Annotated in this window: 24 protein-coding genes; 16 read left to right on the top strand and 8 right to left on the bottom strand. The window is 72.3% G+C overall.

Going from position 1 to position 24,542, the window contains the following annotated elements; all coding sequences use genetic code 11:
* Nucleotides 1-85: 85 nt before the first annotated feature.
* The 3 genes from ligD (at nucleotide 86) to ACWDVB_RS11400 (ending at nucleotide 2,480) form a co-directional block, all read left to right on the top strand.
* On the top strand, nucleotides 86-1,030 hold the full coding sequence (gene ligD, locus ACWDVB_RS11410; RefSeq protein WP_451512784.1) for a non-homologous end-joining DNA ligase: 945 nt from the start codon (nucleotides 86-88) through the stop codon (nucleotides 1,028-1,030).
* Complete coding sequence (locus ACWDVB_RS11405) at nucleotides 1,027-1,914, top strand: ATP-dependent DNA ligase (protein WP_451512783.1); 888 nt, start codon at nucleotides 1,027-1,029, stop codon at nucleotides 1,912-1,914. Before ligD ends, ACWDVB_RS11405 begins: the two co-directional genes overlap by 4 nt.
* 137 nt (nucleotides 1,915-2,051) lie before the next feature.
* Entirely contained in the window at nucleotides 2,052-2,480 is a 429-nt protein-coding gene (locus ACWDVB_RS11400) for a nuclear transport factor 2 family protein (protein WP_451512782.1), read from the top strand.
* Between the two features lie 51 nt (nucleotides 2,481-2,531).
* Here the strand turns inward: ACWDVB_RS11400 and ACWDVB_RS11395 are convergent, their stop codons facing one another.
* The gene (locus ACWDVB_RS11395; protein ID WP_451512781.1) at nucleotides 2,532-3,341 is read right to left on the bottom strand and encodes a nuclease-related domain-containing protein; all 810 of its coding nucleotides are present in this window, start codon (nucleotides 3,339-3,341) and stop codon (nucleotides 2,532-2,534) included.
* A 267-nt stretch (nucleotides 3,342-3,608) separates the two neighbouring features.
* Between ACWDVB_RS11395 and ACWDVB_RS11390 the strand changes: the two genes are divergently transcribed.
* The 7 genes from ACWDVB_RS11390 (at nucleotide 3,609) to ACWDVB_RS11360 (ending at nucleotide 10,289) form a co-directional block, all read left to right on the top strand.
* Nucleotides 3,609-4,109, top strand: a complete 501-nt coding sequence (locus ACWDVB_RS11390; RefSeq protein ID WP_451512780.1) for a hypothetical protein — start codon at nucleotides 3,609-3,611, stop codon at nucleotides 4,107-4,109.
* Nucleotides 4,110-4,164: 55 nt separating this feature from the next.
* Nucleotides 4,165-4,815: a class F sortase gene (locus ACWDVB_RS11385; RefSeq protein ID WP_451512779.1), complete on the top strand. Its 651-nt coding sequence runs from the start codon at nucleotides 4,165-4,167 to the stop codon at nucleotides 4,813-4,815.
* A 51-nt stretch (nucleotides 4,816-4,866) separates the two neighbouring features.
* Nucleotides 4,867-5,622 (top strand): hypothetical protein, encoded by a 756-nt coding sequence (locus ACWDVB_RS11380; RefSeq protein ID WP_451512778.1) that lies wholly within the window; start codon nucleotides 4,867-4,869, stop codon nucleotides 5,620-5,622.
* A complete protein-coding gene (locus tag ACWDVB_RS11375; RefSeq protein ID WP_451512777.1) occupies nucleotides 5,619-6,929 on the top strand; it encodes an ATP-binding protein in 1,311 nt (436 codons plus the stop codon). The genes ACWDVB_RS11380 and ACWDVB_RS11375 overlap by 4 nt, the downstream gene beginning before the upstream one ends.
* A gap of 95 nt (nucleotides 6,930-7,024) precedes the next feature.
* Complete coding sequence (locus ACWDVB_RS11370) at nucleotides 7,025-7,375, top strand: SH3 domain-containing protein (RefSeq protein WP_451512776.1); 351 nt, start codon at nucleotides 7,025-7,027, stop codon at nucleotides 7,373-7,375.
* A 74-nt stretch (nucleotides 7,376-7,449) separates the two neighbouring features.
* Nucleotides 7,450-8,814, top strand: a complete 1,365-nt coding sequence (locus ACWDVB_RS11365) for an FtsW/RodA/SpoVE family cell cycle protein (RefSeq protein ID WP_451512775.1) — start codon at nucleotides 7,450-7,452, stop codon at nucleotides 8,812-8,814.
* Entirely contained in the window at nucleotides 8,811-10,289 is a 1,479-nt protein-coding gene (locus tag ACWDVB_RS11360) for a penicillin-binding transpeptidase domain-containing protein (RefSeq protein WP_451512774.1), read from the top strand. The genes ACWDVB_RS11365 and ACWDVB_RS11360 overlap by 4 nt, the downstream gene beginning before the upstream one ends.
* A gap of 16 nt (nucleotides 10,290-10,305) precedes the next feature.
* Here the strand turns inward: ACWDVB_RS11360 and ACWDVB_RS11355 are convergent, their stop codons facing one another.
* Nucleotides 10,306-11,415: a ferritin-like domain-containing protein gene (locus ACWDVB_RS11355; RefSeq protein ID WP_451512773.1), complete on the bottom strand. Its 1,110-nt coding sequence runs from the start codon at nucleotides 11,413-11,415 to the stop codon at nucleotides 10,306-10,308.
* 125 nt (nucleotides 11,416-11,540) lie between these two features.
* On the opposite strand from ACWDVB_RS11355, the gene ACWDVB_RS11350 reads away from it, so the two are divergent.
* The 4 genes from ACWDVB_RS11350 to ACWDVB_RS11335 all read left to right on the top strand — a co-directional run bounded on the left by ACWDVB_RS11350 (nucleotide 11,541) and on the right by ACWDVB_RS11335 (nucleotide 14,834).
* Nucleotides 11,541-12,479: an AurF N-oxygenase family protein gene (locus tag ACWDVB_RS11350; protein WP_451512772.1), complete on the top strand. Its 939-nt coding sequence runs from the start codon at nucleotides 11,541-11,543 to the stop codon at nucleotides 12,477-12,479.
* A 35-nt stretch (nucleotides 12,480-12,514) separates the two neighbouring features.
* Nucleotides 12,515-13,240 (top strand): TetR/AcrR family transcriptional regulator, encoded by a 726-nt coding sequence (locus tag ACWDVB_RS11345; RefSeq protein WP_451512771.1) that lies wholly within the window; start codon nucleotides 12,515-12,517, stop codon nucleotides 13,238-13,240.
* A 24-nt stretch (nucleotides 13,241-13,264) separates the two neighbouring features.
* Nucleotides 13,265-13,537, top strand: a complete 273-nt coding sequence (locus ACWDVB_RS11340; protein WP_451512770.1) for a hypothetical protein — start codon at nucleotides 13,265-13,267, stop codon at nucleotides 13,535-13,537.
* A 145-nt stretch (nucleotides 13,538-13,682) separates the two neighbouring features.
* Nucleotides 13,683-14,834 carry an NlpC/P60 family protein gene (locus tag ACWDVB_RS11335; protein ID WP_451512769.1) on the top strand — a complete coding sequence of 384 codons (1,152 nt, stop codon included), beginning with the start codon at nucleotides 13,683-13,685 and terminating at the stop codon, nucleotides 14,832-14,834.
* Here ACWDVB_RS11335 and ACWDVB_RS11330 read toward each other — a convergent pair.
* The 5 genes from ACWDVB_RS11330 to ACWDVB_RS11310 are packed head-to-tail and all read right to left on the bottom strand — an operon-like array spanning nucleotide 14,804 to nucleotide 20,954.
* Nucleotides 14,804-16,042, bottom strand: coding sequence for a styrene monooxygenase/indole monooxygenase family protein (locus ACWDVB_RS11330; protein ID WP_451512768.1), 1,239 nt, complete (start codon nucleotides 16,040-16,042; stop codon nucleotides 14,804-14,806). The genes ACWDVB_RS11335 and ACWDVB_RS11330 overlap by 31 nt on opposite strands.
* A 59-nt stretch (nucleotides 16,043-16,101) precedes the next feature.
* The gene (locus ACWDVB_RS11325; protein ID WP_451512767.1) at nucleotides 16,102-16,728 is read right to left on the bottom strand and encodes a GTP-binding protein; all 627 of its coding nucleotides are present in this window, start codon (nucleotides 16,726-16,728) and stop codon (nucleotides 16,102-16,104) included.
* Nucleotides 16,709-17,164, bottom strand: coding sequence for a DUF742 domain-containing protein (locus ACWDVB_RS11320; RefSeq protein ID WP_451512766.1), 456 nt, complete (start codon nucleotides 17,162-17,164; stop codon nucleotides 16,709-16,711). Before ACWDVB_RS11320 ends, ACWDVB_RS11325 begins: the two co-directional genes overlap by 20 nt.
* Nucleotides 17,161-17,685, bottom strand: coding sequence for a roadblock/LC7 domain-containing protein (locus tag ACWDVB_RS11315; RefSeq protein WP_451512765.1), 525 nt, complete (start codon nucleotides 17,683-17,685; stop codon nucleotides 17,161-17,163). Before ACWDVB_RS11315 ends, ACWDVB_RS11320 begins: the two co-directional genes overlap by 4 nt.
* 8 nt (nucleotides 17,686-17,693) lie before the next feature.
* Entirely contained in the window at nucleotides 17,694-20,954 is a 3,261-nt protein-coding gene (locus tag ACWDVB_RS11310) for a nitrate- and nitrite sensing domain-containing protein (protein WP_451512764.1), read from the bottom strand.
* A gap of 1,123 nt (nucleotides 20,955-22,077) precedes the next feature.
* Here ACWDVB_RS11310 and ACWDVB_RS11305 point away from each other — a divergent pair.
* A complete protein-coding gene (locus tag ACWDVB_RS11305; protein WP_451512763.1) occupies nucleotides 22,078-22,923 on the top strand; it encodes a hypothetical protein in 846 nt (281 codons plus the stop codon).
* A gap of 38 nt (nucleotides 22,924-22,961) precedes the next feature.
* Here ACWDVB_RS11305 and ACWDVB_RS11300 read toward each other — a convergent pair whose 3' ends face one another.
* A complete protein-coding gene (locus tag ACWDVB_RS11300) occupies nucleotides 22,962-23,450 on the bottom strand; it encodes a MarR family winged helix-turn-helix transcriptional regulator (RefSeq protein ID WP_451512762.1) in 489 nt (162 codons plus the stop codon).
* Between the two features lie 257 nt (nucleotides 23,451-23,707).
* Here ACWDVB_RS11300 and ACWDVB_RS11295 point away from each other — a divergent pair, with 257 nt between their 5' ends.
* Nucleotides 23,708-24,541: a lysozyme gene (locus tag ACWDVB_RS11295; RefSeq protein WP_451512761.1), complete on the top strand. Its 834-nt coding sequence runs from the start codon at nucleotides 23,708-23,710 to the stop codon at nucleotides 24,539-24,541.
* Nucleotide 24,542 lies beyond the last annotated feature (1 nt).

Raw genomic sequence — 24,542 nt, 5'->3', positions numbered from 1 at the left:
GTGGGGGCAAGGGAACAAGGGAACAAGGGAACAAGTTTTGTGACCGATTCATGGCGTTTCATACGTTTTATGGGACTCTCATGGTATGACGCCGATCACAGAGGTGGAGGGGCGAAGGATCTCGCTCAGCAACCTGGACAAGGTCATCTATCCCGCGAGCGGCTTCACCAAGGGCGAGGTCCTGCACTACTACGCCAGCACGGCCGACGTCTTCCTGCCGCACCTCGCGGACCGGCCCATGTCCTTCCTGCGCTACCCCGACGGGCCCGACGGGCAGCGTTTCTTCACCAAGAACGTGGTGCCGGGCACCCCCGAATGGGTGCGGACCGCCGAGGTGCCCCGCTCCGACGGGATCGCCCGCCAGATCCTCGTACAAGATCTGGCCTCGCTGATGTGGGCGGCCAATCTGGTGACCGAGTTCCACACGCCGCAGTGGCGGGCCGACGCCCCGGCGCAGGCCGACCGGCTGGTGTTCGATCTGGATCCCGGCCCGCCCGCCACCGTCGTGGAGTGCTGCCGGGCCGCGCTCTGGCTGCGCGAGCGGCTCACGGCCGACGGGTTCCACGTGTACGCGAAGACGTCCGGGAGCAAGGGCCTCCATCTGCTCGTGCCGCTGGAGGCGACGCCCTCCGAGCAGGTCAGCGCGTACGCGAAGTCGCTGGCCGTCAGGGCCGAACAGGAGCTGCCCCAGCTCGTCGTGCACCGCATGACGCGCAGCCTGCGGCCGGGCAAGGTCTTCGTCGACTTCAGCCAGAACGCCGCCGCGAAGACCACCGCCGCGCCCTACACCCTGCGGGCCCGCGCCGAGCCGACCGTCTCCACCCCCGTGACCTGGGCGGAGGTCGAGGCGTGCGAGGAGCCCGGCCCGCTGGTCTTCATGGCGGACGACATCGCGCCCCGGCTGCGCGAACACGGCGACCTGCTCGCCCCCCTCCTCGACCCCGACCGGGCCAGACCCCTGCCCCTGCCCCCGCCCACGGGAAGCACCCGGAGCGCCCGGAGCGCCCGGAGCGCCCGGACCGCGCGATGAGCCTCCCCCGGCCCGTACGGGTGGCCCTCGCGGAGGGCGTGAGCGCGCTGCCGGAGGGCGGCGGCTGGGCGTACGAGCCGAAGTTCGACGGTCACCGCATGGTCGTCCTCCGGGAGGACGGTGGCCAGGTGACCCTCCAGGCCCGCTCCGGGCGAGTCGTCACCTCCGCCTTCCCCGACCTCGCCGAGGCCGCCGCCCGGCTGCCCGAGGGGACCGCCCTCGACGGCGAGGTCGTGGTGTGGTCCGGCGGGCGCATCGACTTCGCCGCCGTGCAGCAGCGGGCGGCGGCCACACGCGCGCGTGCCGCCCTCCTCGCGCGCACCCTGCCCGCCTCGTACGCCGCCTTCGACCTGCTCGCGGAGGGCGGCGAGGACTGCCGGCGACTGCCGTACGAGGAGCGGCGCGCGCGTCTCGTACGGCTGCTCGCGCCCTGGGGGCCGCCGCTCCAGGCGGTGCCGTCGACGACCGACCGCGACACCGCACTGACCTGGTACGAGTCGCTGCCCGGCACCGGCGTCGAGGGCCTGGTGATCAAACGGCTCGACGGGGCGTACCGGGGCGGCACGCGCGCGTGGCTGAAGTTGCGGCACAGCGACACCCGGGACGCGGTGGTGATCGGCTGCACCGGGAACCCCGCCCGGCCCCAGGCGCTGGTCCTCGCGCTGCCGGGGGACGGCACCCCGGTGGTGTCGTCGCCGCTGTCCCCGGCGGTGCGGTCGGCCGCCGCGCGGGCGCTGCCGGAGCCGGTCGGTGAGGGCGTGGCGACCGCGGTGGGCATCGGCGACGTCACGTACGCGGTGCTGCCCGCGGAGCCTGCGGTGGTGGTGGAGGTACGGCAGACCACGACGCGGCACGCGACGGCGGTCGTGGTCCGTTTCCGGTGACGGCGCCCCTCGGGCCGAAGCCCGGCACTTGTGACCGGCATCACGTCTAATCAAGTTTGACTAGTGGCCCAACGAGGCATAACCTCCTCAACGATAGTCAAAGTTGACTACCTATGGCTTACTGCTGAGGAGACCGCGTGACCTTCCTGCCCGAGACCGGATACGTCCCGACCGACGAGGACCGCGCGAGCCTGGACGCCTGGTTCGCCGAGTACGACGCGCACAGTGCGAAGCGCGATGTGGAGCGCATGGCCGATCTGGCCGTCTTCCCGCTCAACCTGGTCAGCGACGACTCCGCCGGTGACGGGCGGGCGGCGCAGTGGGGCCGGGAGCAGTTCGTCCGGACGATGACACACGTGATGGGGGACGGGAGCGAGGACATCACCTTCGAGTCGACGCGCACGCCCGTCTTCCTCTCCCCCGCCATGGCCGTCGTCTTCACCGACTCGGCGATGACGGCGAACGGCGAGACGCAGCACCTGCGGTACGCCGACATCCTGATCAGGCGCGGTGGGTCATGGGCCTTCCAGACCATGATCCAGGGAGGCTGGGGGGACAACCTCTGACGCCGTCCCTCTGACGCCGTCCCTCTGACGCCCCGGGCGGGGCCCCTCGGCTCAGACCCGCTGCCAGGTGTGGCGGTCCCTGGCCAAGGCGTGCAGGGCCTCCACATCGGCCGGTTTCAGTACGCCGCCCAGGCGGGCCAGCGTCGGCAGGTCGCCCTCGGGCAACACTCGTACGTCGCGGGGCGGCGCCGCCACGTCCGGGTCCGCCGCCCCCGGCCCGGCCAGCGCCAGGACGGGCCGGACCTCGGCCGTCAGCGCGAACGAGGCGCGGCCCGCGTCGGAGCGGATCGTGCGCAGCAGCGGGGCTGGGTCGCCGCGGCCGACCGTCACCATCGGGTCGGCGATGCGCACCCGCTGCTTGCGGACGGCGAGGGTGCCCACGCAGAACAGGCCACCGGGGCCGATCAGCAGATGGTGGATGCGGGCGCCGCCCGGCAGCGGGACGGAGTGCAGCACGCGCCAGCCCGCGCCTTCGAGGGCGTCCAGGGCGTCACCGACCGCCTGTTCCGCCGCGAGCGCGCGGTGCCGGGGGTCGGCGCGCAGCCTGCGCGCGGGCGGCCGGTCGCGGTCCAGGGCGATGTGGAGGGCCTCGCCGGGGCGGTTCGGGGCGAGGTCGTCGTCGGGGTGCAGCGCGAGGCGGGCCAGCTCGGCGGGGGTGGGTACCGGCGGCGGGCCCACCGTGACGTCACCGGTGAGGTAGGGCGCGAGGACGCGCAGGACGTCCGCTTCGCGGTCCTCGCTGAGCAGGTTCACGCGGGATGTGTCGCGGTCGTACCAGGCCACGCTCCCGCCGTCCGCGAGACAGACGTACAACCGCTCCTGCCCGTGCCGCCAGGCCGGTACGACGCGCAGTCCACTCATGCCGCATCACCCCTCGACCATGGGACCAGCCCGCATGCCACCGGGGCAAGAACCCGTCGGCGGCGCACGGAAGTTGAGGCGTCTTTACGCCGACTTCGACCGGTCCGGGCCCGAAGTCCCCCCGGTCCCGTAACAGCACTGCCCGCACAGTTATGGCGCGTTGTTACACGGCTGGCGGGCCTCCGCAATGGCGGACACCTACCTTCGAGGTCGTCCATCCGATCGCTCCGGAGCCACCGGCACCCGGCCGACCGCAAGGAACGTCCCGTGAGCACCCACCGCCGCCACCCCTCCCTCCGTGCCGCCGCCGTCTCCGCCCTCGTCGGCGGGGCGCTGCTCGTGCCGGCCGCCGGGGCGTTCGCGGACTCGCCGCCGTCTCCGGAGCCGAAGACCGAGGTCTACGACGTCGCCCTCGGCGACGGCGCGAAGGCCGAGGTGCGCCACCGCGGCGGCTCGTACGCCGCGACGCTCTCCGTCGAGGGCCGGCAGATAGCCACCCTCTCCGTGAAGCACCCGACGGTCACCGAGGGCGGCGTGCGGTACGAGCTGTACCCGTCCAACGGGCACATCGGCATCACCCACCTGAAGGGCGAGGCCCCCAAGGGCGGCAGCGAGGCCGTCACGCCCAGGGGTGGCGTCAAGGCGGGTGCCGAGGGTGTGCGGAGCGGGGGCGATCCGGTGTTCCTGGTGGCGGGTGGCGGCATGGCGGCGGCCGGCGCCGCGGGCCTGGGCTTCGCCATGCTGCGCCGCGGCCGCACGGACTCCTGACCGCCCGCCCTCCACCGCGGAGAGCGAGTGGGCCAAGGAGACCGAGGAGCCTTCTGTGCGCACCCCCCACAGCGCGGTGGAACGCCGGCGTCGCCGCACCGCGCCCCTCCCTGCCGTCGCGGCCGTCGCGGCCCTCACCGCTGCCCTCGGCATCGCCCTGATCGCCTGCGGGCAGGGCGCCAAGGGTTACCCGGCCCCCGACGTCACGGTGCACGACGCCGCCACCACGCGGCCCGGGCGTGCCCCCGCCCCGTTGAAGGCGTCCAGGCCGACCGGTCTGCGTATCCCGGCGGCGGGCGTCGACGCGAAGTCGATGCTCGGGCTCGGCGTGGGCGCGGACCAGGAGCTGGAAGTGCCGCCGGTGGACAAGGCGGACGAGCCCGGCTGGTGGACCGGCGGGGTCACGCCCGGCGAGAAGGGCGCCGCCGTGATCGTCGCGCACTACGACACCGCGAACGGCCCGGCGCTGATGAGGAACGTCGCGAAGGTCGGGGTCGGCGACACCGTCGCGGTGCCGCGCGCGGACGGCGGCACGGCGACGTTCGAGGTGCGGGAGATCCAACAGGTGGACAAGAAGGACTTCCCCACCCATAAGGTGTACGGGGCGACCGGGCGGCCCGAACTGCGCCTGCTGACCTGCGGTGGGCCGATCGTCGGCGGTCACCGGTCTGACAACATCATCCTCTACGCCGACCTGGTGTCCTGACAGCGGGCCGGGCACCACGACAGGCCGCGCCCCGCGGCAGGCAGGAGCGCAGTGAACCGCAGCCGGCTCGCCCTCACCGCCGCCTTCGCCGCCCTCGCCGCGGCGCTGGCCGGCGGCTGCGGCGACCCCGGCGGGCTGCGCGGCGCCGGTGCGACGCCCACCGCCCAGGGCCCCACGCACCTCTGGCCCGACCTGCCGCCCCCGTCCGCGCCCGCCGAGGACTACGGCGCCATAGAGAGCGTGCGCGTCACCGGTGTCAAGGTGCCCGGCGGCGATCTGCGCAAGGTGGACCCCGCCGACGTCGTCCGCGCGGACTTCGACCAGAACCCCGGGACGTACGACCCCTCTGACTCCTCGTACAAGAAGACCGTCGAGCGGCTCGACGACTGCGCCGACGACACCTCCGACGACGCCTCCGACGCACGGGAGCGGTGCCCGGTCCTCAAGGCGTACTACCGCGATCTGACCGGCGACCGGAAGGACGACCTGATCGTCGGCGTCTCGACGCCCGACGACAACCTCGACATCCGCGTCTACGCCGAGGAGGGGCGGCGGCTGACGCAGATCATGGAGATGAGCGACGCCGTGCTCGGCGTGGAGCTGGCCGGACGCGATCTGATCATCCGGGCCGTCTCCAGCCTGCCGGGGTACGAGTACCACACGGTGTGGTCGTGGGACGAGCACCAGAAGACGATGCTGCCGACGCGGGACGAGATCGTCCGCTCCGCGAACGCCTCTCGCCCCAAGCCGCCTCGGTCCACGCCCGCGAGGCCGTCGGAGAGTGCCTCCCCGGGCGGCGGGCGATGAGCCGCCGCCGGCCGCGCGGGCCGCGGCTCCCCGCCTGGACGGCGACGCTCACCTGGAAGGCCGCCGTCTTCATCGCCGTCATGTGCTGCGCGCTGGCCGCGCTGCTCGGCGCGCTCGTGCACGTCTCGGTGACCAACCAGACCGTCGGCCAGGCCCGTGAACGGGCCCTCGACCGCCTGAAGGAGGCCACCGAGCGGTACGAGGCGGGCGACCGGCTCGGCCCCGGCGCGGGCGTCGACCCGGAGGGCCTGCCCGAGGGGCTGCGCGAGCTCGCGGTGAGCGGGGAGCGCGGCACGATGGTCGCCGCGCACGAGTCCCGGCCGACGATGTGGGCGGCGGGGCCCGCCGACGGGGGCCGCGCCATCGCCGTCCAGGTCGACTACGCCCAGGGTGCCCGCACCATCGACGGGCTCGACCGGGCGATCCTCGGCTCCTCCGTCCTCGCGATCGGCGCGACGCTGCTGGTCGGCGCGTTCGCGGTGACGCGCGTGACCCGGCGGCTCCACCAGACGGCGCAGGTCGCCCGGAGGATCAGCGCGGGTGACCTCGACGCGCGCGTCGGCGACCCGCGTACGAAGGTTCCGGCCCGGCGCCAGGACGAGGTGGCCGCGGTCGCCGGGGCCCTGGACACCATGGCGTCCTCGCTGCAGGGCAAGTTGCTGAGCGAGCAGCGGTTCACCGCCGACGTGGCGCACGAGCTGCGGACGCCGCTGACCGGGCTGCACGCGGCGGCCGAACTCCTTGAGCCGGGGCGCCCCACCGAGCTGGTGCGGGACCGGGTGGCCGCGCTGCGCACGCTGACCGAGGACCTCCTGGAGATCTCCCGGCTCGACGCCAAGAGCGAGCGGGTGGACCTGGACGCCCACCAGCTCGCCCCTTTGGCGGAGCGTGTGGTGCGGGGTTCCGGCGAGGGCACGGAGCTGGTCGTCGTACGCGATGTCTGTGTGGAGACCGACCGGCGGCGCCTGGAGCGGGTGCTCGGCAATCTCGTCGCCAACGCGCTCAAGCACGGGCGGGCGCCGGTCGTCGTGACCGTCGACGGGCCCGTCGTCACCGTGCGGGACCACGGCGACGGCTACCCCGACTACCTGCTGGAGCACGGCCCGCAGCGCTTCCGTACGGAGGGCACCAGCAAGGGGCACGGCCTCGGTCTGACCATCGCGCTCGGCCAGGCCGCGGTCCTCGGCGCCCGGCTGACGTTCGCCAACGCCTCGGACAGCGGCGGGGCGGTGGCGACGCTGCGGCTGCCCTTCGAGGAGAACCCCGAGGGGCAGGAACAGCCGGACGGACCCGAAAGCGCCACCTGAGCTTGTGTGCTGACACTGTGTCGCTTTTAGTGGGGTTTGCGGCCTTTGCGCAATCGCCAGAAGCCACCAGACCCGCCCTTCCCAGAGGAGGCTCCATGTCCCTGCGGACCACCGCCGTCCGGCTCGCCACACTCGCCGCCGGCACCGCCCTCACCACGCTCACCGTCGCCGGCCCCGCCACCGCCCTGGACGACGCCGACCACAAGCGGCCCGTCTACAAGGGCCGCGTGACCGCCAAGTCCGGGCTGCTGCTGCGCGACAACCCGATCCGTGGCAGCCGTGTGGTCCGCAGCGAGCCCTACGGCAAGGTCGTCACCCTCTACTGCAAGACGAAGGGCGACCAGGTGGGCCACACCAAGCTCTGGTACCTGCTCACCGACGGGACCTGGGCCTGGGGTTCCGCCCACTACATCGCCACCATCGGGAAGGCGCCGCGCTGGTGCTGACGCCGTCCTGCCCCGCTGGCCGACATAGACGACATAAGCGGACTTGAGGGCGGGTTGCTTGCTACGTTCCGGGCATGACCGGAACGAGAGCGGGCTCGGCACCCCCCGTGGTCCCCGCCGTCCGTGTCCCCCGGCGCCGCGGCACCGAGCTGGCCCTGCTCGTCCTCGCCGTGCTGCTGTCCGTGTACGGCTACTGCGATGTCGGCCTCGCCAAGAACGGCACCATCCCGCCCGGCGCCGCCGGTTACGGCGCCGGGCTCGGCGTGCTCGCCCTCCTCGCGCACCTCGCCGTCCGCTTCCGCGCCCCGTACGCCGATCCGCTGCTGCTGCCCATCGCGGTCCTCCTCAACGGGCTCGGCCTCGTGCTCATCTACCGCCTCGACCTGGAGACGCCGAACGACGAGGCCGCGCCCGCCCAGCTGATCTGGTCGACCGTCGGCGTCGGTCTCTTCACCGCCGCCGTGCTCCTCCTGCGCGACCACCGCGTGCTCCAGCGCTACGCCTATCTCTCCGTCGTCACCGCGCTGATCCTGATGATCGTGCCGATCTTCTTCCCGGCCGTGAACGGCGCCCGGATCTGGATCAGGGTCGGCGGGTTCTCCATCCAGCCGGGCGAGTTCGCCAAGATCCTGCTCGCGGTCTTCTTCGCCAGCTATCTGGCGGCCAACCGCAACGCGCTGGCCTGCACCGGCCGCACCCTGTGGAGGTTCAGACGCCTCCAGCTGCCCACCGGGCGCGTCCTCGGCCCCATCGTCGCCATCTGGCTGCTGAGCGTCGGCGTCCTGGTCCTGGAGCGCGACCTCGGCACCTCGCTGCTCTTCTTCGGCCTCTTCGTGATCCTTCTCTACGTCGCCACGGGCCGCACCGGGTGGATCGCGGTCGGCCTGCTGCTCGCCGTGCTCGGCGCGTACGCGGTCGGCTCGCTCGAACCGCATGTGCACAGCCGCGTCCAGGACTGGCTGCACCCGTTCGCCTCCATCGACGCGGGCGAGGGCCCCAACCAACTCGCCCAGTCCCTCTTCGCGTTCGCCGCCGGCGGGATGCTCGGCACCGGGCTCGGGCTCGGCCACTCCATCCTCATCGGCTTCGCCGCCAAGTCCGACTTCATCCTGGCGACGGCGGGCGAGGAGCTCGGCCTCACCGGGCTCTGCGCGGTCTTCCTGCTCTACGCCCTCCTCGTCGAACGCGGCTACCGCGCCGGGCTGGCGCTGCGCGACCCCTTCGGGCGGCTGCTCGCGGTCGGGCTCGCCTCGATCGTCGCGCTCCAGGTCTTCGTGATCGCCGGTGGCGTCATGGGGCTCATCCCGCTGACCGGCATGGCGATGCCGTTCCTCGCGCAGGGCGGTTCATCGGTCGTCACCAACTGGATCATCGTGGCGCTGCTCATCCGGATCAGCCACTCGGCGCGCAGCCAGCCCGTCGGGGAGGCACCCCGATGACCCGGTACATCCGGCACGCCGCCGCGTTCTGCGCGCTCCTGCTCATCGCCCTGCTCATCAACGCCACCCGCGTCCAGGTCGTCGACTCCGACTCCCTCGACCACAACCCCGCCAACCGCCGCCTCGCCATCGTCCGCTTCGACCAGCCGCGCGGCGACATCCTGGTCGAGGGGCGCCCGGTCACCGGCTCCGAGGACACCGGGGAGCAGCTCCGCCATGAACGTACGTACAAGCACGGGCCGTTGTACGCCCCGGTGACCGGTTTCGCCTCCCAGATGTACGGCACGACGTTCCTGGAGAACGCCGAGGACGACATCCTCTCCGGCACCGAACCGATGCTCGCCCCGCTCCCCCTGTGGAACGACATCACGCGCACGCAGAACCCCGGCGGCAAGGTCGAGACGACGATCAAGGCGGCGGTGCAGCGGGCCGCGTACACCGGGCTCGGCGGCAAGAGGGGCGCCGTCGCGGCGATCGAGCCGTCCACCGGGAAGATCCTCGCGCTGGTCAGCACGCCGTCGTACGACCCCGAACGGCTCTCCGGCAGCAGCCGGTCGGTGGCGAACGCCTGGGCCGGGCTGAACGGCAGCGCAAGCAAGCCGATACTGAACCGCGCGATCCGCCAGACGTATCCGCCCGGCTCCACGTTCAAAGTGGTCACGGCGGCCGCCGCGCTGGACGCGGGCGTCGTGACGGATCTGGACGCGCCGACGAAGTCCCCCAGCCCCTACACCCTCCCGGGCACCAGCACACAGTTGACCAACGAGGTGGACGGCTGCACCAACGCCTCGCTGCGGTACGCCTTCCGGTGGTCCTGCAACACGGTCTTCGCGAAGCTCGGGGCCGACACGGGCCTGAGGTCGATGGTGAGCACCGCACGGAACTTCGGCTTCAACGACGACGGGCTGCGCATCCCGTCGTCCGTCGTGCCCAGCAACTTCGACACGTCCCTGGACAAGGCGCAGCTCGCGCTCTCCTCCATCGGCCAGTACGACACCCGTGCGACGCCCCTCCAGATGGCGATGGTCTCGGCGGCCGTGGCCAACGGCGGCTCGGTCAAATCGCCCTACCTGGTGGAGAGGACGACCACGGACGACGGTGACGTGGTCACCACCACGGGCACTCGGACGCTGCGCCAGGCGATGAACCCGGCGTCGGCGGCACGGCTGCGCGACCTGATGACGGAGGTCGTCGAGAAGGGCACCGGCAAGAACGCCGGCATCCCGGGAGCGACGGTGGGCGGCAAGACGGGCACCGCCCAGCACGGCATCGACAACTCCGGCACACCGTACGCCTGGTTCGTCTCCTGGGCGCGGGGCGCCGACGACCATGAGCCCTCGGTGGCGGTGGCGGTGGTCGTCGAGGACGCGTCGGCGGACCGCGGCGACATCAGCGGCGGCGGCAGCGCGGCACCGATCGCGAAGGCGGTGATGGAGGCGGCGCTCAGCGGCGGCGGGGCGCGGGGAAGCCGATGACCAGGGGGAACGGCGCTCAGTCCGCCGCCCCGCCGGACGCGATCGCGTCCCGTACCTCCTCGACCCGCTCCCGCTCCTCGGCCGCGAAGCGCTCCGCGTCCAGCTTCTCGGCGATCTCCTCGTCCTCCGCCATGAGCTGGTCGAGGTTGGCGTCGCCCATCTCGAAGACGCCCATGTCCACGTACGCCTGCTGGAGGCGCTTTCCCCACAGGCCGATGTCCTTGACGCACGGGACGATGCGGCTGAAGAGCAGCTGCCGGAAGAGGGCGAGGAACTCGGACTGCTCGCTGTACTGCTCGGCCTGCGCCTTGGGGATGCCGAAGTTCTCCAGGACCTCGACGCCGCGCAGCCGGTCCCGCATCAGGTAGCAGCCCTCGATGACGAATTCCTCGCGCTCGCGCAGCTCGGCGTCCGTGAGCTGCTTGTAGTAGTCACGCAGCGCCATCCGCCCGAACGCCACGTGCCGGGCCTCGTCCTGCATGACGTACGCGAGGATCTGCTTGGGCAGCGGCTTGTCCGTGGTGTCGCGGATCATGCCGAAGGCGGCGAGCGCGAGGCCCTCGATGAGGACCTGCATGCCGAGGTAGGGCATGTCCCAGCGGGAGTCGCGCAGGGTGTCGCCGAGGAGCGCCTGGAGGTTGTCGTTGATCGGGTAGAGCATCCCGATCTTCTCGTGCAGGAAGCGGCCGTAGATCTCGGCGTGCCGGGCCTCGTCCATGGTCTGGGTCGCGGAGTAGAACTTCGCGTCCAGGTCCGGCGCGGACTCCACGATGCGCGCCGCGCACACCATCGCGCCCTGCTCGCCGTGGAGGAACTGGCTGAACTGCCAGGAGGCGTAGCTCCTGCGCAGCTCGCCCTTGTCCTTCTCGGTCAGCTTCGCCCAGTGGGGCGTGCCGAAGAGCGACATCGACTCGTCGGGGGTGCCGAGGGGGTCGAGCGGGTCGACCTCCAGGTCCCAGTCGATGCGCTTGACGCCGTCCCACTGCTTGTCCTTGCCCTTCTGGTACAGGGCGAGGAGACGGTCCCGCCCTTCGTCGTACTCCCAGCTGAAGCGCGCCGAACCGGCTGACGGAACCTGCCAGTTGGGCTCCGACGGGGGCCTGGTGTAAAGCTCATGCGTCGACATATGGGCAGGCTCACACGCTCCTAGACGCGGGGTCAACAAGTCGTGCGCGAGGGATTGACGGCCTTGCTGACAGGGAGTCTCATAAGAGTTGACCGCCGGTAACCCGCGACAAGGCAGGAACAGTCATGACGACCGTGACGGAAGATGTCTCCCTGGAGGGCCTGCGGGACGCGCTCGGACTGCTCAAGGACCGGGAGCAGGTGGCCGTCCGTCTCCTGGAGTCCTCCGCCAAGCACTCCTTCGACCCCGACAAGGAGCTCGACTGGGACGCCCCCGTCGAGGAGGGCAAGTGGTTCTGGCCCCCGGAGCTCGTCTCGCTCTATGACACCCCGCTGTGGAAGAAGATGTCCGAGGAACAGCGGATGGACCTCGCCCGGCACGAGGCCGCCTCGCTCGCCTCGCTCGGCATCTGGTTCGAGATCATCCTCATGCAGCTGCTCGTACGGCACATCTACGACAAGTCGGTGACCAGCGCGCATGTGCGGTACGCGCTGACCGAGATAGCCGACGAGTGCCGCCACTCGATGATGTTCGCCCGCATGATCGAGAAGGGCGGCGCGCCGACGTACCCCGTCACGCGCCTCAACCACAACCTCGCGCGCGTCCTGAAGACGGTGTCCACCACGCCGGGTTCGTTCGCCTGCACGCTGCTCGGCGAGGAGATCCTCGACTGGATGCAGCGGCTCACCTTCCCGGACGAGCGCGTCCAGACCATCGTGCGCGGCGTCACCCGTATCCATGTGGTGGAGGAGGCGCGCCATGTGCGGTACGCCCGTGAGGAGCTGCGGCGCCAGATGGTGAGGGCACCGCGGTGGGAGCGGGAGTTGACGCGCCTCAGCTGCGGCGAGGCCGCCCGCGTCTTCTCCCTCGCCTTCGTGAACCCCCAGGTGTATACGAACGTCGGTCTGGACCGGCGCGAGGCCGTCGCGCAGGTGAAGGCGAGCGGGCATCGCACGGAGGTCATGCAGACCGGTGCGAAGCGGCTGACCGACTTTTTGGAGGACATCGGCGTGATGCGGGGGGTCGGGCGGCGACTCTGGAGGTCTTCGGGGCTGCTGGCATAGCCGCCGAAGTGCGCTGCCCGGTTACGCTGCGAGGCATGACCTCGCCCGCCACCGCCCCCGCGTACCGCCGCCTCAGCGTCGAAGCGCGGCGGCGGCAGCTTCTGGAGTCCGCGCTGTCCCTCTTCGCGCACCGCGCGCCCGAGGAGGTCAATCTCGACGACGTCGCGGAGGCGGCCGGCGTCTCACGGCCGCTCGTGTACCGCTACTTCCCCGGCGGCAAACAGCAGTTGTACGAGGCCGCGCTGCGGTCCGCCGCCGACGAGCTCGAGCAGTGCTTCGCCGAGCCCCAGGAGGGCCCGCTGACCCAGCGCCTCTCCCGGGCGCTCGACCGGTATCTGGCCTTCGTCGACCAGCACGACACGGGGTTCAGCGCGCTGCTCCAGGGCGGCAGCGTGGTGGAGACCTCCCGGACCACCGCGATCGTGGACGGCGTGCGCAGGGCCGCCGCCGAGCACATCCTCGCCCATCTGCACGTGCCTGAGCCGGGGCCGCGGCTCCGGATGACCGTACGGATGTGGATCACCGCGGTGGAGGCGGCCTCGCTGATCTGGCTGGACGAGGAGAAGCAGCCGCCGCTGGACGACCTGCGGGACATGCTCGTCGAGCAGTTCCTGGCGGTCCTCGTGGCGACGGCGGGACGCGATCCGCAGACGGCGGCGGTCGTGCGGTGGGCGCTGGCCCTGGAGACACTGGAGGGGCCCGTGGGTTCCCTCGCGCGGCGCGTGCTGCCCGTGGTCGCCGACGCGGCGCATCTGCTGTGACACACGTGGTGTGACACTGGTGGTGTGAAGAGCGAAGACACCCCCTTCGTGGGTGGCCCCCTGGACGGCCGCGTACTCCCGGTCCTGCTCGGCCCGACCGGGCACCCGCCGAAGGTCTACCGCGTGCCCGTACCGGACGACGCGGGCGGCCCGCCGACCGTCCTGGTGTACCGCCGGGTGGCGGCGGAGACGGGCAGGCGGCTCGCGCTCACCCCCAAATGGCAGTACGAGTACGACGCCGAGGGCGACAAGGACGGCGGCCTGAAGTGGCCGTGGTCGAAGCCGAAGAGGCCCTGAGCTCCCACGCAACACACCACACCGCCCAGCCCTGAACGAGTGACCGCATTGCGCCGACCGCCCCCCGCCGGGAGGCGGACCCGGCGCCCGGACCCGACGCTCACGGTGCGCGCAGGAGGTACCTCCGCGCACCGGAGGTGATGACGTGTCAGAACGGTTGCTGCGCTGGGCCTGCACGGGGGCCGCCCTAGGCGCCCTGTGCACAGCCGCTCCCCCGGCCCAGGCGGCCCCGGGGCCAGGAGAACGCCCCGTGGCCGAGCTGCTGACGGACCTTCAGCGGCTGTACAGATCGGCCGAGGAGGCCACGGAAACCTACAACGCGACCGAGGAGAGGCTGAAGGAGCAGCGCGCGAGGGCCGAGGACCTCGCCACAGAGTTGGCGAAGGCGCGCGCCACCCTGCACGACAGCCGGGGCGCCGCGGGCCGCCTCGCCCGCCAGCAGTACCAGGGCGCCACCGAGCTGTCCCCCTACGTACGTCTGCTGCTCGCCCGCGATCCGCAGCGCGCCCTCGACCAGGGCCACGTCATCCAGCGGGTGGCCGCCGGGCGCGCCGCCGCCGTGGAGCGCCTGGCCGGCGGCGAGAGGAAGGCCGACGAGCTGGCCGGCGCGGCGAAGAAGGCGCTGGCCGCGCAGAGCGCCCTGGCCGCACGGCACAAGGAGCAGCGGGACGAGGTCGACGGACAGCTCAAGGAGGTCCAGGAGCTGCTCTCCGCGCTCACCCCCGAGCAGCTGGACGCGCTGCGGGAGGCGGAGGACGCGAGCACGGCCAGGGCGCAGCGGGAGTTCCTGGCGTCCGGCGCGCTCAGCGGCAGCCCGGCCACGCGGGCGCCGTCACGGCAGGGCGGCGCGGCCCTGGACTTCGCGGTGCGGCAGATCGGGAAGCCCTACAGGTGGGGCGCCGAGGGCCCCGACGCGTACGACTGCTCCGGGCTGACCTCCCGGGCCTGGGCGCGCGCGGGCCGCGAGATCCCCCGGACCAGCCAGGAGCAGTGGGCCCAGCTGCGGCGCGTCCCGCTGTCGAAGCTGCGCCCCGGTGATCTGGTCGTCTACTTCCCCAAGGCCACGCATGTGGCGTTGTACCTGGGCGAGGGGAGGGTCATCCAGGCGCCGCGCCCCGGCGCCAGGGTCAAGGTGTCGCCCATCGCGGCCAACCCGATCCTCGGCGCGGTGCGGCCCGACCCCGAGCGCCGCCCCATGCGCGGATACACCCCGCCGAAGCTGCCCGAGGGAGCGACCTCGGGCAGCGACCTGGGATACAACGGCGATCAGGCGCCGGGCGCGACCGACTCCAGGTAGGCGGCGGCCTTCTCCGGGTCGTAGAAGAAGTTCTCGAAGTCGGCCGGGTCGTTGAAGCCGTTGGCGAAGCGGTCGGCCACCGGCTGGAGCTGCCCCGCCGCGCCGAGGATGTTCAGGACGTGCTCCGGCGGGGCGCCCAGCATCGCGTTCGTCCACTTGGTGACCCACTGCGCGGTGTCCCAGTAGCGGTCGAAGGCCGACTGCATCCACGCCTCGTCGAACGGCTGGTCGCCGTGCTCGACGATGGAGGAGATGTACGAGGCGGCGCACTTGGACGCCGAGTTGGAGCCCTGCCCGGTGATCGGGTCGTTGGCGACGACGACGTCCGCCACACCGAGGACGAGCCCGCCGCCGGGCAGCCGGCCGACGGGCTTGCGGACGGTGGGCGCGTACCGCCCGGCGAGCGTGCCGCCCGCGTCGGTCAGCTCGACGTTCGTGGCGCGCGCGTACTCCCAGGGCAGGAACTTCTCCAGGAGTTCGAGCGTCAGCGCCAGATGCTCCGAGGGGTCCTTGATGCCCTGGAAGACATCGAGGGGACCGCCCGGGACGCCTTCCCAGAAGAGGATGTCCGCGCGGCCGGAGAGGGTGAGGGTCGGCATGACGAACAGCTCGCCGACGCCGGGTACGAGGTTGCAGCGCACCGCGTCGAACTCGGGGTGCTCCGGACGCGGGCCGAGGCCGTGGACGTACGCGACCGAGAGGGCGCGCTGCGGCTCGGTGAACGGCGAGCGGGACGCGTCGCGCTCGAACATCGAGACAAGCTCGCCCTTGCCCGCCGAGACGAGCACCAGGTCGTAGGCGCGCGAGAAATAGTCGAGGTCGGAGACCGCCGCGCCGTGGATGACCAGCTGGCCGCCGCGCTGGGCGAACGTGTCCATCCAGCCCGCCATCTTCACGCGCTGGTCGACGGACTGGGCGTACCCGTCGAGCCTGCCGACCCAGTCGATGACACGGGAGGAGTCCGGGCCGGCCACCGAGACGCCGAGGCCCTCGATCTTCGGAGCCTGCGACTCCCAGAAGTTCACCTGGATGTCGCGCTCGTGCTGGAGGGCGGTGTGGAACATGCACTGGGTGGACATGACCCGCCCGGAGCGGATCTCGTCCGCCGTGCGGTTGGACATCAGGGTGACCTCGTACCCCTGCGCCTGGAGCCCGAGGGCGATCTGGAGACCGGACTGTCCGGCTCCGACGACAAGTATCTTCCGCATGCGGGTCCTTCTTTTCCTCAGGGCTCTTACTCAGGGGTGACGTCCACGCAGGAGTGACGCTACTCAGGAGTGACGTCGAGCGCGTGTCCGACCAGGGCGAGCAGCGACTCGATCACCGAGATCCGATGCCGGGCGTCCATGATCAGCACGGGTATGTGCGGCGGCACCGTCAGCGCCTCGCGCACATCGGCCGGCTCGAACTTCTCGCTGCCGTCGAAGTGGTTGACGGCCACGATGTACGGCAGGCCGCAGCTCTCGAAGTAGTCGAGCGCCGGGAAGCAGTCGGACAGGCGGCGCGTGTCGGCGAGGACGACGGCGCCGATCGCGCCGCGCACCAGGTCGTCCCACATGAACCAGAAGCGCTGCTGACCGGGCGTGCCGAAGAGGTACAGCACCAGGTCGTCGTCGAGCGTGATGCGGCCGAAGTCCATGGCGACCGTGGTGGTCGTCTTCTCCGGGGTGCCGCTCAGGTCGTCGGTGTCGGCGCTCGCCTGCGTCATCAGCGCCTCCGTCTGGAGGGGCGTGATCTCGGAGACGGCCGTCACCAGCGTCGTCTTGCCGACGCCGAAGCCGCCCGCCACCACGATCTTCGTGGCGATCGGGGCGCGCGACCGGTCCGTCTGCCAGGCCTGCAACTGACTCTCGTTCTCGTCCTCGACGAGGAGTTCAGAGACGGCGGAGTCCACTCAGCACCCTTTCCAGCAGTGCGCGGTCGGGCCGACCCGGGCCGTGGCCCGTTCCGTACACGCGGATCTTTCCCTGGTCGGCGAGGTCGCTGATGAGTACGCGGACCACGCCGAGCGGCATCTTGAGGAGGGCCGCGATCTCCGCGACCGTGCGCATGCGGCGGCAGATCTCGACGATCGCCCGCATCTCCGGCATGACGCGGGACGAGAGCGTGCCCTTGGGCAGTTCGAGGCGCTCCTCGGGGGCCTCGATCGCCGCGTTGCTCGCCACGAAGGTCTCGACGAGCAGGACGTGCCCGAACCTGGTCCGGCCGCCGGTCAGCGAGTAGGGGCGTACGCGAGCGGGCTTCCGCCCCCCGCCGCGCTGAGGCAACCTGGCCGCCGTGGCTGCCGTGGCCGCCTTGGCCGCCTTCGCCTTACGGCTGCTGCTGCTCATCGGGCGCTCTCCATCGACTTGCGCAGCTCGCTGCGGAGTTCGGGGGTGAGGACGTGCCCGGCGCGGCCGACGAAGAGCGCCATGTGGTACGCGACGACGCTCATGTCGCAGTCCGGTGTGCCGTGCACGCCGAGCAGCGAGCCGTCGCTGATCGACATGACGAAGAGGCTGCCCTCCTCCATCGCGACCACGGTCTGCTTGACCGCTCCGCCGTCCATCAGCTTGGCGGCGCCGATGGTCAGGGAGCCGAGCCCGGAGACGATGGTGGCGAGGTCGGCGCTGGAACCCTTGGGGCCCGTGGGGTTCGCGGCGGGTCGCTCGGCGTTGCGCCCCGGGTCGGAGGAGAGCAGGAGCAGTCCGTCGGACGAGACCACCGCGACGGAGAGGATCCCGGGCACCTCCTCCACGAGGTTCGTCAGCAGCCAGTGCAGGTTGCGGGCTTCACTGCTCAGGCCGTATGTGGCGGGTCCGGCCGGTGCGGCGGGTGCGGCGGGTGCGGCGGAAGAACTGGGCGTGCGCATGGGCGCAGTCAACTGCTTGCCTCCTCGACTGAGTCCCCCATTACGTCTGCGGCTTTTACGATCTTTTCGTTACGTTCCGACGGTTCCGACGGTTCCGACGACTCCGCCGGATTCCCCTCGGCGGCGATCTCGGCCTCCACGTCCCGCCGCCCGCTCTGCGCCCCCTGATGGAAGCCGCCGAGCCGACGGCGGAGCGCGTCGGCGTCCACGGAACCGCTGCGCGGCTTGGGCGCGGCGGACACGGGCGCGGTGATCTTCGGAGTCCGCTTGGGCAGCCCCTTGTCGGTGACGCGCTCCCATGCGGGGGGCGCGGGCGCGGACGCGGCGGCGGGCTCGGATTCCGACGCGGTCGCGGCGGCGGAGTCGGGCTGGGGCTTCGGCCCGGCCTGGGACTGCAGCTCCGGCCCGGCCTGGGGCTTCGGCCCGGCCTGGGACTGCGGCCCGGCCTGGGACTGCGGCTTCGGCCCGAGCTCGGGCTCCGGCTCCGACCCGGCCTGGGGCTGCAGCTCCGGCCCGGCCTGGGACTGCGGCTTCGGCCCGGCCTGGGACTGCGGCTTCGGCCCGGCCTGGGGCTGCAGCTCCGGCCCGGCCTGGGACTGCGGCTTCGGCCCGGGCTCGGGCTCCGACTCCGGATCGCTCTGGAGTTCCGGCTCCGGTTCGGTCTGAGGCTGCGGCTTCAGCCCGGACTCGGCTGCGGGCCCGGGCTTCAGCCCGGCCTCCGGTTCCGCCTCCGGAGTGGGCGGGACGATGAGCTCCATGGTCGTCTCGGCCGAGGGCGACGGAGACGGCACGGGGCCGGATTCCGACGCGGCTTCGGCCGTGAACTCCCGCACGCCGCCAGCTGCGCAACCCGGCCCGGCTTCCACCGCAGACCCCTGCGTACCCCCGGCTGCGGACCCCCGCATGCCTTCAGCCGCAGACCTCGGCGTGGCCTCAGCCGCAGAGCCCCGCACGCCTTCGGATGCGGACCCCGGCGCGGCTTCCACCGCAGAGCCCCGCACTGCTGCGGGCTCCGGCGCGGTGCCCGGCGTGGGCTCGGTGGTGGGTGTTGGCGTGGGCGTCCCCGCCCGCTTCGGCAGGGTTGTTTCCAGGGTTCGTTCGGCCGCCGCGATCAGCGGGTCCTCGCCGGGGGCGCCGGACGAGCGTCCCGGGAGTACGTTCGAGTTGGCCTCGGCCTCCGAGCCCGGCAGGTGCATCACGGGCTCACCGCCCCGAGGCGGGGCGACCACCGCGGCCGTGGAAGGCGCCTCCGCCAGAATCGGCTTCGGCAGGACCACGACCGCCGCGATCCCGCCCTGCTTCTGGTCCCGCAGCCGCACCCGCGCGCCGTGCCGCGCCGCGAGCCGCGCGACGACGTACAGGCCCAGCCCGAGGCCGTCCCCGCTCTCCTGGTCGTACGCGTCGTCGGGGTCGAAGTCCGCGAGGCGCGCGTTGAGCTCGCGCATGCGGTCCTGGGTGACGCCGATGCCCTCGTCCTGGACGGAGAGCATGACCTCGCCGCTCTCCAGGAGCCAGCCGGAGACCTCGACGGAGGCGTCCGGCGGCGAGAACGACGTGGCGTTCTCCAGGAGCTCGGCGGTGAGGTGACTGATGTCGTCCGCCGCGAAGCCCGCGATGTGCGCGTGCGGCGGCAGCGTGGCGATGCGCACCCGCTCGTACCGCTCGATCTCGGAGACGGCGGCGCGCACGACGTCGACGAGCGGGACCGGGCCGGGGTGATGGTGGCCGTGCTCGGCGCCCGCGAGGACCAGGAGGTTCTCGCTGTGCCGGCGCATGACGGTGGCGAGGTGGTCGAGCTTGAAGAGCGTGGCGAGCCGGTCGGGGTCCTGCTCGCGGTCCTCCAGGTTCTCGATGACGGCGAGCTGGCGCTCGACCAGGCCGAGGGTGCGCAGGGCGAGGTTGACGAAGGTGCCGTGGATGGACTGGCGTACGCGCTCCAGGTGCGCGGAGGCCTCGGCGAGTTCGGCACGCAGGGCCTCGCGCTCATCGGCCATGGACTGGCGCTTGCCGATGAGGTGCTTGCGGTCGGTCTCCAGGGTGGCCAGGCGCTCGGTGAGGGCGGCGGCGTGGCCGTGCAGGGCGTTGACGGAGCGTACGACCTGGGCGAACTCGTCGTCGCGGCCCGTGAAGCGGATCGGTTCCTGGGGCGCGGGCTCGGTCGCCAGGCGGGTGGAGCCGAGCCGCAGGACGGCGAGCGGGCGGGTCAGCGAGCGGGCCATCGCCATGGAGACGCCGACCGCGACGAGCAGGAGTACGCCGACGAGCGCGACGCGGATCTCCAGCGCCGTGACGTCGTCGTCGCGGAGCTGGGCGAGCTGCTTGGTGCGGTCGACGCCGAGCGCGGACTCGGCGCCGCGCATCGTCTCGATGCGGGCGGAGAGCGCGGCGTCGAGCTTCTTGCGGTCGTAGTTCTGCTCGGCGGTGGAGAGCGTGGGCTGGTCGGTGAGCTTGGCGAGGTGCTTCTCGGCGGCGGTGACCTCGGGTCCCGTGACCGTCGACTCGTACGTGGCGCGGGCGGAGTCGCCCGCGGCGTCGCGGAAGTCGGCGAGCGCGGCAAGTTCGCGCAGGTGGGCCTGCTGGGCGGCGGCGCTGAGCCCGTCGCGCCGCTTGCCGTCTGCGTCGTCCGGTGACTCGTCCGTGCCGGTGGCGGGGAGGCCGGTGACCGGGTCGATCCCGGGGGTGGTGGTGCGGGGCACGGCGAGGGCGGCGAGGAGGAGGCCGCGGGCGGCGGCGGCCTGCTCGACGGCGTGGTCGAGGTCGGCGAGGGCGAGGGCGCCCCTGTTGACCTCGGACGGCAGCTGCTCGGCCAGGTCGCGGGTGAGGCCGTGGAGTTCGGCGATGACCTTCGTGTACGCCTCGTGCGCTTCGAGGGCGGTGCTCTTGCCGGTGAGGGCGGCGCGGCGGACGGCGGCGATGTCGGCGAGCTCGCCGCGCAGCCCGGCGGGGGCGTCGGCGCCGCGCAGCTCGTCGATCTGCCGGTCCACGCGGGCGCTGCGGCTCTCGGAGAGGCCCTTGCCTTGGGGGCGGCCCGCGGCGATGAAGGAGGTGACCTCGTCGCGCTCGTCGGCCAGCGAGTGGCCGAGGGAGACGGCCTGCTGGGTGTGCTCGGCGAGGGTGACCAGGCTCTGCGTGTCGTTCAGCCGCCCGGAGGCGGCGACGATGGCGGGCCCACCGGCTCCGGCGACGGCGGCGGCCACGACCGCCACGGCGACGATCAGCCGATTGCGCACGCGGGCGGTGGGCTTCTTACCGATCCCGGCAGCGGCCACGGCGGCCGCCTTGGCGGCCTCCCCGGCGGGGGGCGCGGCCGCGGTCTGCCCGACGGGGACCTCGGAGGATGCCGCTTGCCCAGCAGCCGCCCCGGACGGCGCCGCCTGCCCAGCAGGAACCCCGGCCGACGCCGCCTGCCCGCCGGATGCCCCGCGCGGCGCCGCCTGACCCGCGGACGCCCCGGACGGCGCCGCCTGCCCGGCGGATACGCCAGTGGGTGTCGCCTGCCCAGCGGATGTACTAGTCGGTGTCGCCTGTCCTGCAAACGCCCCACGCGACGATGCCTGCCCAGCGGGAACCCCGGACGGCGTCGCCCGCTCGGCGGATACCCCACGCGGCGTCACCTGCCCCGCAGGCATCCCAGCCGACGCCGCCTGCCCGGCAGATGCCCCACGCGGCGTCACGTGACCCGAAGGCGCCCCAGACGGCGCCGCCTCCCCCGCAGCCGCTCCGGCCGATGTCGACTGCCCCGCAGCCGATCCAGGCGTCGCTTCCCCAGCGGCGGGCGCCCCAAGTGGCGTCGTCTCCCCCGCGGCCGCTCCCGGGGACGTCACCTCAGACGTCGCCCCCGCACGCGCCGCGGCGGATGACTCAGGCGGAGTGGAGGCATCCCGCCCCGTGGGCGCGTCCACCCGCGCCGCTGGGTCCGTGGCGGCGCGCTCCGGCGCATGCTCGGTCGGAGTGGTCGCGCCCGGCGTGGTCCCTTCCGGGGCCGTCTGCTTGCCTTTGCGCCCAGGCCGCATCATCTGCACCGGTGCTCGCATTCCTGTTTTTCGTCTGCCCATGGGCCCGGGTGACGATCCGTCAACACGAGCGCGCCCCCGGTACGGCTCCCGACCCTTTCAGTGCCGGTGAGTGGCGGTCGCGCATCGCCTGCCCGGCCACCCGAAGGAGTGAACATCGGCGGGGAGTTGGCGAGCAAGTCCCGGCGTACGGAACACCCGGCACAAGCGGAGCGCCGGTTGGACGTCGCCGACCGGCTTTGGCAGGATGCGCCGCCACACCCCGCCGGAGTCGATCATTCCGGTCGAATTCCGGCGCGTGGCCCGCAGGTCCGGGCCAATCCCGCCGCCCTTCGCCGCTTCCGGCGGACCCCGTGAAGGGCTCGTGCAGACTGGCCGGATGCGTATCGAACTCGCCACAGAGCCCGGAGACCCCGCACGCCCCAACGAGGACTACGCGTCGGTCGCGCTTCCCGCGTCCGGACAGGGCGGATCGCTCGTCCTCCTGGACGGCGTGACGCCACCCGAGGGATCGGTGGGCTGTCTGCATTCCGTCCCTTGGTTCACCGCACGACTCGGCGGCGCCCTGGGCGAACTGTCTGTTTCGCGGCGGGATATGACGCTCCCTGAGGTGTTGGCGGCCGCCATCTCGCGTACCGCCGACACGCATAGTTCAACCTGTGACCTTTCTCACCCACGGACCCCTCAGGCAACAGTGGTGCTCGTGCGGTGGGACGCCGAGCGCGTCGAGCACCTGGTCCTGTCCGACTCGGCGCTGCTCATGACGGGCCACGGCGGCGAGGTGACGGCCGTCCTCGACCGGCGTCTGGCCGAACTGCCGCCCGCCGTACGCGCCCTGCGCGACCAGGTGCGCGCCCTGCCGCGCGGCTCGGCCGAGCGGGAGATCGCCGGTCGCGCGTACGGCGTGGCGGTCGAGGCCCTGCGCAACGCGGAGGACGGCTTCTTCACCGCCGCCGCGGACCCCTCGGCCGCCCAGCGCGCGATCACAGGCGAGGCGGCGCGGTCGGACGTCGCGGCGATGGCGGCGCTCACCGACGGGGCGTCGCGGTGGGTCGAGACGTTCCGCGAGGGCGACTGGTCCGAGTGCTTCGCGCTGCTGCGCAAGGAGGGCCCGCAGCACCTCCTCGACCGGGTACGGGAGTTGGAGCTCACCGACCCCGCCGGCCTCGCCTTCCCGCGCGGCAAGCCGCACGACGACGCGGCGGTGGTGTACGTCGAGCTGTAACCCACCCGGTCGAGCTGTAACTCACCCGCGCCTGCCCTCTACGACTCCGCGCTCGCGTTCAGCTGCCCGAGCAGCCGGGCCAGCTCGGCGACCTCCGTCCGGTCCCAGCCCTGGAGTTGACGCACGTACCGGGCGCGGCGGGCGGCGCGCACCGTGCGGAAGCGGGTGCGGCCGTCGGGCGTGAGCCGGATGAGCCAGGCGCGCCCGTCCGCGGGGTCGGGCTCGCGGGAGACCAGGCCGAGCTCCTCCATGGCACGCAGCTGGCGGCTCATCGTCGCCTTGCCGACCCCGATGTACGCGGCGAGGTCGGTGGCCCGCTGCGGTCCCGAGTCGTCCAGGCAGACGAGCAGACCGTACGCGGCGGGCTCCAGGTCGGGGTGGACCTGGCGCGCCATCTCGCCGGACGAGGCCCGTGCGCGGCGCAACAGCAGGGACAACTCCCGTTCCAGGGAGAGGAACTCACGGTCCACGCCCGGCTCGGCGTCACCGTGCGTCCCGACCTTCACGCCCTCTTCTGCAGCACCCATGTCCCTTTTTCCGATTCTGAAAGTTATCGCCGGAAGGCTCTCGCGCCGCGGCCGTGGCGCCAGCGGCCTGACCAGTATTTCGCAAGGTCGAGGCGGTGCCGCACCGGTGGCGCCGCCACAGGAGTGGACCAACGGCAGCCATCTGCCCCTCTTCCCTCGCGACGGTCTACGTGCGTAGCTTTTCAAGTGACATGTTCACACCATGAACCTGTCGCAAGGTCCCCCCCAGAGCACCACCGAGGCCTTCGGAGGCACGCATGCCCGTGCACAGACCCGGACCGGCCCGCCGCCCGCGCTTGTCGCCGGCGGGGGTTCTCCTCGCAGCACTCTCCGCTCTCTCCCTCCTCCTGACGCTCCCCACGGCGGCCCAGGCGGACGACGTCCCCCCGCGCGGCTCCGCCCGCCTCGGCCAGGGCGTCATCGAGCACGACGGCCAGGGCGGCCTGCCCAGCGGCGGCGGCGCCACCCAGACCGAGGGCGTCGACGTCAGCAGCCACCAGGGCAACGTCGCCTGGTCGACCCTGTGGAACAGCGGAGTGAAGTGGGCCTACGTGAAGGCCACCGAGGGCACGTACTACAAGAACCCCTACTTCGCCCAGCAGTACAACGGTTCGTACAACGTGGGCATGATCCGCGGCTCCTACCACTTCGCGACGCCCGACACCACGAGCGGCGCCGCCCAGGCCAACTACTTCGTGGACAACGGCGGCGGCTGGTCGCGCGACGGCAGGACGCTGCCGGGCGCGCTGGACATCGAGTGGAACCCATATGGGGCGGCCTGCTTCGGCAAGTCGCAGTCCGCGATGGTCAGCTGGATCCGTGACTTCCTGAACACCTACAAGGCGCGCACCGGCCGCGACGCCGTGATCTACACCGCCACCAGCTGGTGGAAGCAGTGCACCGGCAACTACAGCGGCTTCGGCGCGAGCAACCCGCTGTGGATCGCCCGCTACGACACCAGCCCGGGAGAACTCCCGGCGGGCTGGGGCTTCCACACCATGTGGCAGTACACCTCTTCCGGGCCGACGGTCGGGGACCACAACAAGTTCAACGGCGCCTACGACAGGGTCCAGGCGCTCGCCAACGGCTGAG

This window comes from Streptomyces sp. NPDC003379 (assembly GCF_053589195.1).
Note: the sequence above shows the minus strand (reverse complement) of the source record. Positions and strands in the feature narration are given on the sequence as shown.

Excerpts from the sequence above, each read along its gene's own strand:
- ACWDVB_RS11345 (WP_451512771.1), top strand. The coding sequence starts at position 12,515 with ATGACCTCGCCCGCCACCGCCCCCGCGTACCGCCGCCTCAGCGTCGAA.
- ACWDVB_RS11350 (WP_451512772.1), top strand. The coding sequence starts at position 11,541 with ATGACGACCGTGACGGAAGATGTCTCCCTGGAGGGCCTGCGGGACGCG.
- ACWDVB_RS11370 (WP_451512776.1), top strand. The coding sequence starts at position 7,025 with ATGTCCCTGCGGACCACCGCCGTCCGGCTCGCCACACTCGCCGCCGGC.
- ACWDVB_RS11330 (WP_451512768.1), bottom strand. The coding sequence starts at position 16,042 with ATGCGGAAGATACTTGTCGTCGGAGCCGGACAGTCCGGTCTCCAGATC.
- ACWDVB_RS11295 (WP_451512761.1), top strand. The coding sequence starts at position 23,708 with ATGCCCGTGCACAGACCCGGACCGGCCCGCCGCCCGCGCTTGTCGCCG.
- ACWDVB_RS11300 (WP_451512762.1), bottom strand. The coding sequence starts at position 23,450 with ATGGGTGCTGCAGAAGAGGGCGTGAAGGTCGGGACGCACGGTGACGCC.
- ACWDVB_RS11320 (WP_451512766.1), bottom strand. The coding sequence starts at position 17,164 with ATGAGCAGCAGCAGCCGTAAGGCGAAGGCGGCCAAGGCGGCCACGGCA.
- ACWDVB_RS11365 (WP_451512775.1), top strand. The coding sequence starts at position 7,450 with ATGACCGGAACGAGAGCGGGCTCGGCACCCCCCGTGGTCCCCGCCGTC.
- ACWDVB_RS11305 (WP_451512763.1), top strand. The coding sequence starts at position 22,078 with ATGCGTATCGAACTCGCCACAGAGCCCGGAGACCCCGCACGCCCCAAC.
- ACWDVB_RS11405 (WP_451512783.1), top strand. The coding sequence starts at position 1,027 with ATGAGCCTCCCCCGGCCCGTACGGGTGGCCCTCGCGGAGGGCGTGAGC.
- ACWDVB_RS11355 (WP_451512773.1), bottom strand. The coding sequence starts at position 11,415 with ATGTCGACGCATGAGCTTTACACCAGGCCCCCGTCGGAGCCCAACTGG.
- ACWDVB_RS11315 (WP_451512765.1), bottom strand. The coding sequence starts at position 17,685 with ATGCGCACGCCCAGTTCTTCCGCCGCACCCGCCGCACCCGCCGCACCG.
- ligD (WP_451512784.1), top strand. The coding sequence starts at position 86 with ATGACGCCGATCACAGAGGTGGAGGGGCGAAGGATCTCGCTCAGCAAC.
- ACWDVB_RS11360 (WP_451512774.1), top strand. The coding sequence starts at position 8,811 with ATGACCCGGTACATCCGGCACGCCGCCGCGTTCTGCGCGCTCCTGCTC.
- ACWDVB_RS11375 (WP_451512777.1), top strand. The coding sequence starts at position 5,619 with ATGAGCCGCCGCCGGCCGCGCGGGCCGCGGCTCCCCGCCTGGACGGCG.
- ACWDVB_RS11395 (WP_451512781.1), bottom strand. The coding sequence starts at position 3,341 with ATGAGTGGACTGCGCGTCGTACCGGCCTGGCGGCACGGGCAGGAGCGG.